This is a genomic window from Geobacter hydrogenophilus, assembly GCF_018501225.1.
In the GTDB taxonomy this organism is placed as follows: Bacteria; Desulfobacterota; Desulfuromonadia; order Geobacterales; family Geobacteraceae; genus Geobacter; species Geobacter hydrogenophilus.
Genome location: NZ_JAHCZI010000001.1, coordinates 716,609 through 728,886, shown reverse-complemented (window position 1 = coordinate 728,886; position 12,278 = coordinate 716,609). Strand labels below are relative to the sequence as shown.

General features: G+C 56.9%; 9 protein-coding genes and 1 pseudogene. All 10 read left to right on the top strand.

From position 1 onward, the window contains the following. The first annotated feature begins 156 nt into the window (after positions 1-156). A complete protein-coding gene (gene nifK / locus KI811_RS03220) occupies positions 157-1,626 on the top strand; it encodes a nitrogenase molybdenum-iron protein subunit beta (RefSeq protein WP_214185043.1) in 1,470 nt (489 codons plus the stop codon). A gap of 242 nt (positions 1,627-1,868) precedes the next feature. Further along, entirely contained in the window at positions 1,869-2,450 is a 582-nt protein-coding gene (locus KI811_RS03215; RefSeq protein WP_214185042.1) for a restriction endonuclease subunit S domain-containing protein, read from the top strand. Next, positions 2,447-4,003: a type I restriction-modification system subunit M gene (locus tag KI811_RS03210; RefSeq protein ID WP_214185041.1), complete on the top strand. Its 1,557-nt coding sequence runs from the start codon at positions 2,447-2,449 to the stop codon at positions 4,001-4,003. Before KI811_RS03215 ends, KI811_RS03210 begins: the two co-directional genes overlap by 4 nt. Before the next feature lie 153 nt (positions 4,004-4,156). Then, positions 4,157-5,017: a DNA damage-inducible protein D gene (gene dinD, locus KI811_RS03205; protein WP_214185040.1), complete on the top strand. Its 861-nt coding sequence runs from the start codon at positions 4,157-4,159 to the stop codon at positions 5,015-5,017. After that, the gene (locus tag KI811_RS03200; RefSeq protein WP_214185039.1) at positions 5,014-6,228 is read left to right on the top strand and encodes a restriction endonuclease subunit S; all 1,215 of its coding nucleotides are present in this window, start codon (positions 5,014-5,016) and stop codon (positions 6,226-6,228) included. The genes dinD and KI811_RS03200 overlap by 4 nt, the downstream gene beginning before the upstream one ends. A 56-nt stretch (positions 6,229-6,284) precedes the next feature. Next, positions 6,285-6,911, top strand: coding sequence for a four helix bundle suffix domain-containing protein (locus KI811_RS03195; RefSeq protein ID WP_214185038.1), 627 nt, complete (start codon positions 6,285-6,287; stop codon positions 6,909-6,911). Continuing rightward, positions 6,908-10,111, top strand: coding sequence for a type I restriction endonuclease subunit R (locus tag KI811_RS03190; RefSeq protein WP_214185037.1), 3,204 nt, complete (start codon positions 6,908-6,910; stop codon positions 10,109-10,111). The genes KI811_RS03195 and KI811_RS03190 overlap by 4 nt, the downstream gene beginning before the upstream one ends. After that, complete coding sequence (locus KI811_RS03185) at positions 10,108-10,821, top strand: M48 family metallopeptidase (protein WP_214185036.1); 714 nt, start codon at positions 10,108-10,110, stop codon at positions 10,819-10,821. The genes KI811_RS03190 and KI811_RS03185 overlap by 4 nt, the downstream gene beginning before the upstream one ends. Before the next feature lie 17 nt (positions 10,822-10,838). Next, positions 10,839-12,068, top strand: coding sequence for a hypothetical protein (locus KI811_RS03180; RefSeq protein ID WP_214185035.1), 1,230 nt, complete (start codon positions 10,839-10,841; stop codon positions 12,066-12,068). Continuing rightward, a pseudogene (locus KI811_RS03175) lies at positions 12,064-12,270 on the top strand (nitrogenase component 1); the annotation flags it as partial. The gene KI811_RS03180 and the pseudogene KI811_RS03175, both read left to right, overlap by 5 nt. Positions 12,271-12,278: the final 8 nt, after the last annotated feature.

Sequence of the window (12,278 nt, the reverse complement as noted above, 5' to 3'; positions counted from 1 at the left end):
GGCAGTGCCCTTCGGTTCGCTCTTGTGCGGCGTAGCGCTGCTACGCCTCCGCGGCTCACCTCGGGAGCTACCGATCTGACCTCAAAATCCAACGCCGGTTGGTAATAACTTAAAATCTACCGTGGGACGGATGAGTCCCCGGAGAGGAGACATATCATGGCTAACAACCTGGGCCTTGCAGTAAAGCCGGTGACCGAGACTCCGGTCGAGGAGATCGAACGGGTCGCCGCCTGGATCAATACCGAGGAGTACAAGGAACTCAACTTCAAGCGGGAGGCGCTGGTGGTCGCACCTCCCCATGCCTGCCAGCCCCTGGGGGCCGAACTGGCGGCCCACGCCTTCGAAGGAAGCCTCCCCTTCGTCCACGGCTCCCAGGGGTGCGCATCCTACTACCGCTCCACCCTGAACCGCCACTTCCGCGAGCCGGCGCCGGCGGTCTCCGACTCCATGACCGAGGACGGCGCCGTGTTCGGCGGCCAGAACAACCTCCACGAGGGGCTGGAGAACGCCATCGCCCTCTACAAGCCGAAGATGGTCTCCATCTTCACCTCGTGCATGCCGGAGATCATCGGCGACGACCTGACCGCGTTCATCAAGAACGCCCGCAACAAGGGGATTGTTCCTGCCGATATGCCGGTTCCCTATGCCAACACGCCGAGCTTCAACGGTTCCCACATCCATGGTTACGACGCCATGTTCCTCTCCATCCTCCAGGCCCTTACCGAGGGGAAAAAGGTGGAGGGACGCTGCACGGGAAAGATCAACCTGATTCCCGGCTTTGACGCCAACACCGGCAATTTCCGGGAGTACAAGCGGATCTTCGAGGCATTCGGCGTTCCGTACACCATCCTGGGGGACATCTCCGAGGTCTTCGATTCGCCCCTGGACGGCACCTACCGGATCTACCCCGGCGGGACGAAGCTTGACGATGCAGCCGACTCCATTAACGGCAAGGCCACCATCAGCCTCGGCCCCTTTTCGGCTACCAAGACCTATGCCTGGGTCAAGGACAACTATGCCGGCAAGCACACGGCCATCCCCATGCCGCTGGGGATTGCCAAGACCGACGCCTTCCTGATGAAGATTGCCGAGATCACCGGCAAGCCGGTTCCGGAATCGCTGAAGGCCGAGCGCGGCCGCGCCGTGGACGCCATGACCGACGCCCACCAGTACATCCACGGGAAGAAATTCGCCCTCTACGGCGACCCTGACCAGCTCATCGGCTATGTCTCATTCCTGCTGGAGATGGGGGCGGTGCCGTACCATATCCTCTGTAGCAAGGGGAACAAGAAAGTGGAGAGGGAGATCCAGGCGCTCCTCGACTCCTCCGCCTACGGCAAGCAGGGGAAGATTTACATGGGGAAGGACCTCTGGCACCTGCGGAGCCTCATTATGACCGATCCGGTGGACGCCATTATCGGCGACACCCACGGTAAATTCATCGCCCGCGATGCCAAGATTCCGCTCTTCCGCTTCGGCTTCCCTGTCTTTGACCGGGTAAACCTGCACCGCTACCCGATCATCGGCTACCAAGGGGTCATCAACATGGTAACGACCATCTGCAACAAGTTCATCGAGGTTGTGGACGAGACCTGCGAGGACCGGTTCTTCGAGATGATGCGGTAGAAAAACAGACATCAACGTTTGAGGAAAGGGCGTCCATTTTGGGCGCCTTTTTCTTTTTTACGGCACCACAAGGCTGTGCTCTTCGGTACTCGCTCTTGATGGCCCCGTGTCCTCGGTGGCGGAATGGGGAATGTGTAGCAACGCGATTGCAGAAATATTTCGCGATTTTATCGCTTGACGAGGCGGTGATTCCTTGATAGTTTTTGCTACAGTAATCGAGTTGTAGCGTGCGGAGAATGTTTGTGAAGGTGAAGATAGGCGACATCGCATCGATCCAGATTGGGTACTCCTTCCGCGGGCGGCTTGACGTAGCGCATTCCGGCGCTCTTGCCGTTATTCAGATGAAAGATCTTGCTGCAGGCGTTGTTGATGTCAGCGGTCTTGCGCGCATTGACATGGAGAGGCCCAGGGGGCATCATCTCGTGCGGGTTGGCGACCTTGTTTTCCGCTCACGGGGTGTGACAAACACCTGTGCCATCCTGATGGATGATCCCGGAACGGCTGTTGTGTCGGCACCACTGTTCCGGATTCGAGTCACGGGCCGCTTGGTGCTCCCGCAATATCTGAACTGGTACATCAACCAGCCGCCGGCGCAGGCCTTTCTGGCCTCTCACGCCAAGGGGACGGCGCAGCAAATGATCAGCAAGGATGCCCTGGAAGATCTGGAGGTGTTCGTGCCTTCGCTGGAACGGCAAAGGGCAATAGTTGAGGTGGCAGTACTCGCGGAGCAGGAACAGAACCTGATGATGAAGCTCGCCGAGAAACGAAGGCAGTTTTGGTCTGCGAAATTAATCGAACTGGCAAAGGGAGAAGAACGCCGATGAATCCGAAGATCGACCAGAAAGACATCAATAACGCCGCCTGGGCGGCCTGCGATACATTCCGTGGGGTTGTGGACCCGGCCCAGTACAAGGACTACATCCTGGTGATGTTGTTCGTGAAATATATCTCAGACGTCTGGAAGGATCATTACGAGGTGTACCGCAAGCAGTACGGCGATGATGATGTCCGCATCCGTCGCAAGCTTGAACGCGAGCGGTTCGTGCTGCCGGTGGTGGAGCTGAAGCACCCCGAAACCGGCGAAGTGGAAGACCGCTTCCTGGCGGACTTCTACAGCCTCTACGAGCGGCGCAGTGCGGCGAACATCGGTGAGCTCATCAACATCGTCCTGGACCACATAGAGGAGACCAACAAGGCGAAGCTGGAGGGGGTGTTCCGCAACATCGACTTCAACAGCGAGGCCAATCTGGGTAAGACCAAGGACCGGAACCGGCGGCTGAAGCTCCTCCTGGAGGACTTCAACAAGCCGCAGCTCGACATGAGCCCGCGCCGCGTCTCCGAGGACGTCATCGGCAATACCTACATCTACCTGATTGAGCGGTTCGCCGCCGACGCCGGGAAGAAGGCGGGCGAGTTCTACACGCCACATATGATTTCAAAGCTAGTGGCATTATTGGGTGCCCCGAAGCCCGGAAACCGCGTCTGCGACCCGGCATGCGGTTCTGGCGGTCTCCTCATCGAGGCGGCCCGGGAGGTGGGGGACCGGAACTTCGCCCTGTTCGGCATGGAATCCAATGGCAGCACCTGGGCCCTGGCTAGGATGAACATGTTCCTGCACGGTTTCGACAGCGCCCGTATCGAATGGTGCGACACCCTCACCAGTCCGGCGCTGGTGGAGAACGACCGGCTGATGAAGTTCGACGTGGTGGTGGCAAATCCGCCCTTCTCTCTCGACAAGTGGGGCGCTGACGAGGCGGAAAGCGACCGCTACAACCGGTTCTGGCGCGGAGTTCCCCCCAAGAGCAAGGGGGACTGGGCCTTCATCAGCCACATGGTGGAGGCGGCCCTTGAAAAAGAAGGACGGGTCTCCGTAGTAGTCCCCCACGGGGTGCTGTTCCGGGGGGCCGCCGAGGGGCGCATCCGACAGAAGATGATCGAGGAGAACCTGCTGGACGCCGTCATTGGCCTGCCGGGGAACCTCTTCACCACCACCTCCATCCCCGTGGCGATCCTGGTCTTCGATAGGAGCCGAGAAAAGGGGGGCGCCAATCAGGATCGCAAGGACGTGCTCTTCGTCGATGCCAGCCGCGACTATCTGCCGGGCAAGAACCAGAACGCCCTTTCCGACGACCATATCCGGAAGATCATGGAGACCGTCCGGGGCCGCCAGGAGATGGAGAAGTACGCCCATGTGGCCCCCTTTGACGAGATCAAGGAAAACGACTTCAACCTGAACATCCCCCGTTATGTGGACACCTTCGAGGAGGAGGCGGAGATCGACATCGATGCCGTGCAACAGGAGATTGATCAGCTTGAGAAGGAGCTTGTTGAGGTGCGGGCGAAGATGGCGGTTATGTTGAAGGAGATTGAGCGGTAACTGACAAGTATCACTTGTGAGTTCACCTTGAGAGGCAACTGTCAATGTGTTTTGATAGTTCGAGACGACCATATTCACCGATTGGGAAAAATGGTTGGAGGGTTCAGTTGTAAAGAAATTCTTTACAACTCTTGACGATGGAGGAAAGCAGAGATGAATAAGGAATTGATGGTTCGGCTGCATACTCAATTTGATGAGATATCCCACATTTGGCCCGATTCCGATGTTGAATTCTGGTATGCGCGTGAGTTGCAGGTGGTTCTTGGTTATGACCGTTGGGAAAATTTCTATAAGGTCATAGAAAAAGCGGTTATCTCCTGCGAATCAACAGGTATCATCGTTTCCGATCATTTTCGTGGCGTCACGAAAATGATCGAACTGGGCAAGGGGGGTAAGCGTGAGATCGAAGATTTTCTGCTTACCCGCTACGCCTGCTACCTGATAGCCCAGAATGGCGACCCACGTAAGGATCAGATCGCCTACGCCCAGAGCTATTTCGCCATCCAGACCCGCAAGCAGGAGATCATCGAAGAGCGGATTCGCCTGCACGAGCGGCTACATGCTCGCCAGAAGCTGCGGGAATCAGAGACTGAACTCTCAAAGAACATCTATGAGCGAGGGGTTGACGAGCAGGGATTTGGCCGCATCCGTTCCAAGGGTGACGCCGCCCTCTTCGGCAAGACTACCCAGGCCATGAAGGGACAACTTGCCATTCCCGACAACCGCCCTCTAGCCGACTTCCTGCCGACCGTAACCATTGCCGCCAAGAACCTTGCCACAGAAATCACCAACCACAACGTGCGCCAGCACGACATGCAGGGGGAAGGCCCCATCACCGACGAACATGTGCAGAACAACCGCAGTGTCCGGAACATGCTGGTGGAGCGCGGTATCAAGCCGGAGGATCTGCCGGCGGAAGAGGATTTGAAGAAGCTTGAGCGCCGGGTGAAGTCGGATGAAAAGCGGCTGATCAAGGGGACGGAGCTGCCGAAGAAGGTGGAGGGTGGGGAATGAGGAAGTTTACCCTCTGTCAAATTGCATCAGTTCAGCAAGGCTACACCTTTAAGCCTGAGTATCAGGGCAACGTTTCGGGGAAATGGATGTATGTCAAGGTAGGTGATCTTAACTCTCAGGGCAATCTAAAATATGTATCTAAAACCCAAAATTACATTAATGACGATGTATTGTTGAAGATGCAGGCTAAGCCATTTTCAGCTGGCAGTATCGTCTTTCCAAGAGTTGGTGCCGCATTGCGCTGTAATAACAAGCGGATCCTTACTCAAGATTGTCTTACGGACGATAATGTTCTTGTCATAACTGTAGCAAACAAAGCAGAGTGTTTTTCTGAGTTCTTGTATTATTGGTTTGAATCTCAAGATCTTCAAAGATTTTGTAACGACGGGTCAGTCCCTGTCATTAACGGAAGCAATCTCAAAAAACAAATCGTATCACTCCCTCCCCTTCCTGAACAAACCGCCATTTCCGATTTGCTCTCCACCTGGGACGAGGCCATCGACAAGACCGAACGGCTGATTGCTGCCAAGGAGAAACGGTATTCGGGGCTCTCTGGAAAACTACTGTTCGGTAATTCAGGCACAGGTTCCGCCACTGCCAAATCGACCCGGTGGTTTGTCGTCCCGAATCACTGGAAGATCGTGAAGATTGGCAATGTTGCGAAGGAAGTCAAGGCCACCAATGAGGCGGGAGAAACCATCCCTGTTCTCTCGTGCACCAAGCACGAAGGGCTTGTTGACTCGTTGTCGTATTTCGGCAAGCAGGTATTCAGCCTGGACACGTCGACCTATAAGGTAGTGTCCCGAGGTGAGTTTGCCTACGCTACGAACCATATCGAGGAAGGTTCAATTGGGTACCAGGACTATTACGATAGAGGGCTGGTCAGCCCGATGTACACGGTTTTCAAGACCAATCAGACCCTCGATGACAACTATCTTTACAAGGTGCTGAAGACGGAAACCTACCGACACATTTTTCAGGTCAACACCAGCGCCTCAGTTGACCGAAGAGGCAGTCTACGGTGGAACGAGTTCGCCAAACTGCCAATCCCGCTGCCACCAATCGAAGAACAACAACAGATCTCTACAATCCTAAACACCGCCCGCCAGGAAATCGACCTACTGAAACAACAGGTCGATGCTCTGCGGCGACAGAAGCACGGGCTGATGCAGAAGCTGTTGACCGGGGCGTGGCGGGTGCGGGTGGGGTGAGGTGGACTTCATGGACTAGCTGGACGTAGTGGCCTGGCTTGGACGGGGGAGGCTTTATGGCTGATGGGGAGGGGCTGATTCCGAAGCATGGCGGTTATCGCAATCTGAAGAGCTTTCAGATTGCCCAGCTGGTCTATGACGTGACCGTCCGTTTTTGCGACCGCTACATCGACAGGCGCTCCCGCACCCATGACCAGATGGTGCAAGCGGCCCGCAGCGGCGTGCAGAACATCGCCGAGGGAAGCCAGGCCTCCGGCACCTCCAAGAAGACCGAGCTGAAGCTGACCAACGTGGCGAGGGCCAGCCTGGAAGAGCTGCGATTGGACTACGAGGACTTTTTGCGGCAGCGGGGGGTGCCGCTCTGGGCGCGGGAGGACCCACGCAGGAAGGCGCTGGTGGCACGGAGGTGTCGAACAGCGGATGAGGTGGCGGGGTGGTGCAAAGAGCAAAAGCATGGAGTTGGTGGACATAGTGGACTTTATGGACAAAAAGGCTTGTCCACGTCGTCCATGACGTCCACAGATTTCCCCGAACTCTCCGCCAACGCCGCCTTGACCCTGATCGCGGTAGCCTGCTCCCTGCTGGACCGCCAACTGGCCGCCCAGGCCGAAGCCTTCGAAAAGGAGGGCGGCTTCACCGAGCGCCTCTACCGCACCCGCAGCCAGGCCAGGAGAAAACCATGACCGGCTTCCGCTTCGACGAGAAATACCTCTCCCAGATTCCCGCCCTGCAACTCCTCATCAACCTGGGGTTCGAGTACCTCCCTACCGAAGAGGTTGTCAGACAGCGCCAGGGGAAGTATGGCAACGTCTTGCTGGAGGGGATTCTACGCGAGCAGTTGAAACGTCTCAACCGGATCAGCTACAAGGGGCGCGAGTTTCTCTTCAGCGAGGAGAACATCCAGACCGCCATCCAGAAGCTGAAGAACGTCAAGTACGACGGCCTGCTGAAGACCAACGAGGCGATCTACGACCTGATCACCCTGGGTACGGCCCTGGAGCAGTCCATCGAAGGGGACTCCAAGAGCTTCACCCTGAACTACATCAACTGGCGCGACTGGGAGCGCAACGTCTTCCACGTCACTGCCGAGTTCAGCGTGGACCGCTCCCGCAGCACGGAGGCTGCCCGGCCCGACATCGTTCTGTTCGTGAACGGCATCCCCCTGGCAGTTATCGAGTGCAAATCCCCCAAGGTCGAGGTGGAACAGGCGGTCTCCCAGTCAATCCGCAACCAGAGCGACGACTACATTCCCCGGCTCTTCGTCTACAGCCAGCTCCTCATGGGAGTGAACAAGAACGGCGCTCAGTACGCCACCGCCGGCACCCAGGCAAAGTTCTGGGCGGTCTGGAAGGAGTTGCGGGACCAGGAGGGCGCTGTCGAGGAGGCCATCAGCCAGCCCCTTACCGCCGACCAGCAGGACCGGCTCTTCACCGGCGATTTTAGCGTTGCCCGGAGCTTCTTCGAGACCCAGGCGGCCAAAGGAAACCGGCTGGTCACCGGGCAGGACCGAGCGATCTACAGCCTTTGCCGGCCGGAGCGGCTGCTGGAGCTCTCATATCGGTTCACGGTCTTCGACGGCGGCATCAAGAAGATCGCCCGCTACCAGCAGTACTTCGTCATCAAGTCAACCCTGGAGCGAATCAAGCAGCTGGACAGCGACGGCCGTCGCCGGGGAGGCATCATCTGGCACACTCAGGGGTCGGGGAAGTCCCTCACCATGGTGATGCTCGCCCGTAACCTGGCCCTCGACCCGGGAGTTCCCAACTCGCGCCTTGTGCTCGTGACCGACCGGGACGACCTGGACAAGCAGCTGGGGAACACCTTTGCCGCCTGCGGCCTGGCGCCGGAGAGGGCCACCTCCGGAAAGAACCTGCTGGAACTTGTGGCGGAAGAGAAGGCGGCCATCGTCACCACACTCATCCACAAGTTCGACAAGGCGCTCAACCTCAGGAAGTACCAGGACGACTCGCCCGACATCTTCATGCTCATCGACGAGAGCCACCGGACCAACTTCGGTTCGTTCTCGGCCCGGATGCGGCAGATGTTCCCCAATGCCTGCTACCTCGGCTTTACCGGCACCCCCCTCCTGAAGAAGGAAAAGAACAACTTCGTCAAGTTCGGCGGGCTCATCGAGCCGCACTATTCCATCAACCAGGCGGTGGAGGACGGGGCGGTGGTGCCGCTTCTCTACGAAGGGCGCCACGTGGAGATGGAGCAGAACAGGGCGGCCATCGACCTCTGGTTCGAGCGCCACACCCAAGGGCTGACGAAGGAGCAGAAGGCCGACCTGAAGCGGAAGTACGCCCGGGCCTCCATGCTGAACAAGGCGGACCAGGTCATCTACATGCGTGCCTTCGACATCAGCGAACATTACCGTACCAGTGCCATCACTGCCGGTTTCAAGGCACAGCTGGTGGCGCCGAGCAAGGCGGCGGCGCTCCGGTACCACGAGTTCCTGAACGACATCGGTCACGTGACCTCCGAGGTGGTCATCTCCTCCCCTGACACCCGGGAAGGGTACGAGGAAACCGACGACGAGCCGACGGACGAGGTGGTGAAGTTCTGGCAGAAGATGATGAAGCGGTACGGCAGCGAGGAGGAGTACACCAAGCAGATCATCAACCAGTTCAAGTTCGGCGCGGAGCCGGAAATCCTCATCGTGGTGAATAAGCTCCTGACTGGGTTCGACGCCCCGCGCAACGCTGTCATCTACCTCTGCAAGGAGCTGAAGGAGCATACCCTGCTTCAGGCGATCGCCAGGGTCAACCGACTCTGCGAGGCCAAGGAGTTCGGCTACGTCATCGACTACGTGGGGCTCCTGGGGGAGCTCGACAAGGCGCTCACCATGTACGGAGCCTTCGAGGGGTTCGACGAGGAGGACCTCCAGGGGACGCTCACCTCCATCAACGCCGAGATCGGGAAACTCCCCCAGCGCTACTCCGACCTCTGGGACATCTTCAAAGCAGTCAAGAACAGCTACGACGAAGAAGCCTACGAGGTGCTGCTGGCCGACAATGCCCTCAGGGAGGATTTCTACCGGCGACTGGCGGAGTACAGTAAAACGCTGGGCATCGCCCTCTCGGCCGAGTCCTTCATCATGGGGACGGACGAAGAGAAGCTGCGGCGCTACAAGAACGACCTCAAGCGCTTCCAGAACCTGAAGGCCGCGGTGAAGCTCCGTTATGCCGAGGCCATCGACTACCGGGATTATGAACCGAAGATCAAGAAACTCCTCGACACCCATATCCAGGCCAATGAAGTGATCCAGCTCAACGAGCCGGTGAACATCTTCGACGAGAAGTTGTTTACCGCGGTGAAGGAAGAGCACGGAGTCTACGTCGCCGGCAAGACCACGGCGGCCAAGGCGGACGCCATCGCCCACGCCACGGCCCGGGTCATCACGGAGAAGATAGATGAGGATCCGGCGTTCTACGAGAAGTTTTCCAAGCTGATCCAGCAGGCCATCGAGGATTTCCGGGCACGGCGACTGTCGGACCTGGAATACCTGAAAAGGGTCACGGAAATCCGGAACAAGGTCGTCACCCGCCACCATGACGGCCTGCCGGAGAAACTGTCTGGAAATGACGATGCATCGGCGTACTACGGGGTCCTCAAGCCCTTTATCGCCCAGCAGCACCTGGAGGAGGCGCAGACAGAAGAGGTGGCCGCCGATATCGCCCTAGCCGTTCAGGAGATCCTGACCCGCCACTGGAAGGTGCACTTCTGGGACGATGGCGATGCCCAGAAGCAGGTGATGAACGAGATCGACGACTACCTGTTCGACGAGGTGAAGGGGAACAAAGGAATTGAGATCAGCCTCGATCAGATGGACGTGCTTATCGAGCGGACCATGCAGGTGGCCAGGCTCAGGAGAATGGCATGAGTTTACCCTGCTGTTCGGTCACGTATGGGAATCATGACATCGATTTCAAGGTGGAGTTTGTTGCCCGGAAAACGCTTGAGATTGCCGTTCAACCGGATAGCCGCGTACTGATAAAGGCTCCTCTGGGAACTTCCTTTGAGGAAGTCCGGAAGAGGGTGGTGAAGCGTGCATGGTGGATCAAGCGGCAGCAGGATTACTTCCAGCAGTTTAAACCGAGAACGCCGGTGAGATGCTACGTCGGCGGAGAAACGCACCTCTATCTCGGAAGACGTTATCGACTCAAGATCGGCCGAGGGGATTGCTGCGGCGTGAAGCTGATTCGGGGGCATTTCCATGTCGGAATCCCCGAGAGTGCCGGTTCGGACAAGGTCAAGGAAATCCTCGATCGTTGGTATGCTCGCAAGGCGACGGAAAAGTTCACGGAGAGCTTCAATCGATGCTGGCATGGTCTCGCAAAGAACTCCGGGACCAAGCCGAGACTGCAGGTCCGGCGCATGAAAAAGCGGTGGGGGAGCCTGTCGAGGGGGGGCACGCTGACTGTCAATACCGACTTGATCCGGGCACCACGGGAATGTATCGACTACGTCATCACCCACGAACTGTGCCACGTGCAGTTCCACAATCATAGCCCTGCCTTCTATGATCTTCTGGAGAAAGTTATGCCCGATTGGGAAAGGCGGAAGCAGAAGCTGGAACTGGCGTTGGTGTAGTCTATGAGGGATTAATCATGGAGAAAAGAAGAAGCCGGGAGTCTTTCACTCGATCACTGACGCGTATCTGTCAACGTATCGATACCCACAGGGTGTTTGATGTGGAATATCGATACGATTTTCTGCCGGGCCTACAACACTCTCGATTGCGGGTAAACGCGCTATGGGTTGCTGGTTCCTATGCCCGCGGGGCACTACATTGCGGGGATCTTGACCTTGTGGCTGACATTGTCGCCGAAGAAGGGTCTATGCCGTTGACTCCTACCGTTTCGCGCGCTGTAATCGGTCACGCGCCGGACGTCCGCATGTACATCGGAACGCCAGAGGAAAATACATCGAGAGTTGATTTTCCTGAGGCGAAGCTTGTCTGGTCCCTTGGGGCACCTGACTGGGATGCTGCTATTAACGCCATTCCCGTCGATTCGACTGCTACTCGTTTCAAAAGACGGCACGACATTTTGCCGCTTCGGAAGGAACAAATTACCGAATATGGTGATGATGACATTTTCGATAAGATTGTCGATCTGTTGGAGCAAGAAATACTTTCAGCACAGTGGGTTGCAGTCTCTGATATCAAGGTTCAACCCGACGCGTGGTCACCTTCAGCTACAGAATTTTTTGAAGGAGTTCAAAGGTGCTGCGGAAAAAAGACTCAGGACGTTATGCCGTTTGTTATTGAGTGGTTCAAGGATAACAATAAGTGCGATCTCTGGCACCGTGATTATAGCGAAAAGACGCGCTTCAAGGTTGGTGGAGCCGAGGTTCTGGTCGGGCGGCCTTACATCGATTTAGGCTTGCTGGAAACCGCTTCTTGCTCTGCAGTGGTCGTTGTTCCCCACCTGTCGCGCCGTGGTCCTAATGGCCTCTGGATTCTTTCGCGAGGGACACAACATCCATTCATACAAAAATTCAATTCTTGCTGCGCATACTACCTGGCTGTCGAAGATCGTCCTGACGTTGTTGAAGAGATAGACGGCTGGAAGAGCATTAGCTCCCTCGAATTTTTTCGGCTGAAGAAAGAGGCCGAAAGTCTTCAGCAAGAAATGAAAGACGAACATGAGATTGTTTGTAAAATTGCGAGCGCAACGGGCAGCGAACTGCTTTCACTGATATCTTGTGTGGATGTGGTAGTAACAGAATCAGGTCGTTACCCGATAATGCACAAGGGGCGGTTGTTTGAAGAGGAAGAAGGCCTTGTCTCTGTGGAGGAGATTGCTGCTGTCTTTACACCGTTGCCTGCAAGGTGACATCCACGGCAAATTCATCGCCCGCGACGCCAAAATTCCGCTCTTCCGTTTCGGCTTTCCGATCTTCGACCGGGTAAACCTGCACCGTTACCCGATCATCGGTTACCAAGGGGTCATCAACATGGTGACGACCATCTGCAGCAAGTTCATCGAGAAGGTGGACGAAAACTGTGAGGGCCGGTTCTTCGAGATGATGCGGTAGAGAGGCCG

Coding starts and splice junctions, on each gene's coding strand:
- nifK (WP_214185043.1), top strand. CDS start 157: ATGGCTAACAACCTGGGCCTTGCAGTAAAGCCGGTGACCGAGACTCCG.
- KI811_RS03210 (WP_214185041.1), top strand. CDS start 2,447: ATGAATCCGAAGATCGACCAGAAAGACATCAATAACGCCGCCTGGGCG.
- dinD (WP_214185040.1), top strand. CDS start 4,157: ATGAATAAGGAATTGATGGTTCGGCTGCATACTCAATTTGATGAGATA.
- KI811_RS03200 (WP_214185039.1), top strand. CDS start 5,014: ATGAGGAAGTTTACCCTCTGTCAAATTGCATCAGTTCAGCAAGGCTAC.
- KI811_RS03195 (WP_214185038.1), top strand. CDS start 6,285: ATGGCTGATGGGGAGGGGCTGATTCCGAAGCATGGCGGTTATCGCAAT.
- KI811_RS03190 (WP_214185037.1), top strand. CDS start 6,908: ATGACCGGCTTCCGCTTCGACGAGAAATACCTCTCCCAGATTCCCGCC.
- KI811_RS03185 (WP_214185036.1), top strand. CDS start 10,108: ATGAGTTTACCCTGCTGTTCGGTCACGTATGGGAATCATGACATCGAT.
- KI811_RS03180 (WP_214185035.1), top strand. CDS start 10,839: ATGGAGAAAAGAAGAAGCCGGGAGTCTTTCACTCGATCACTGACGCGT.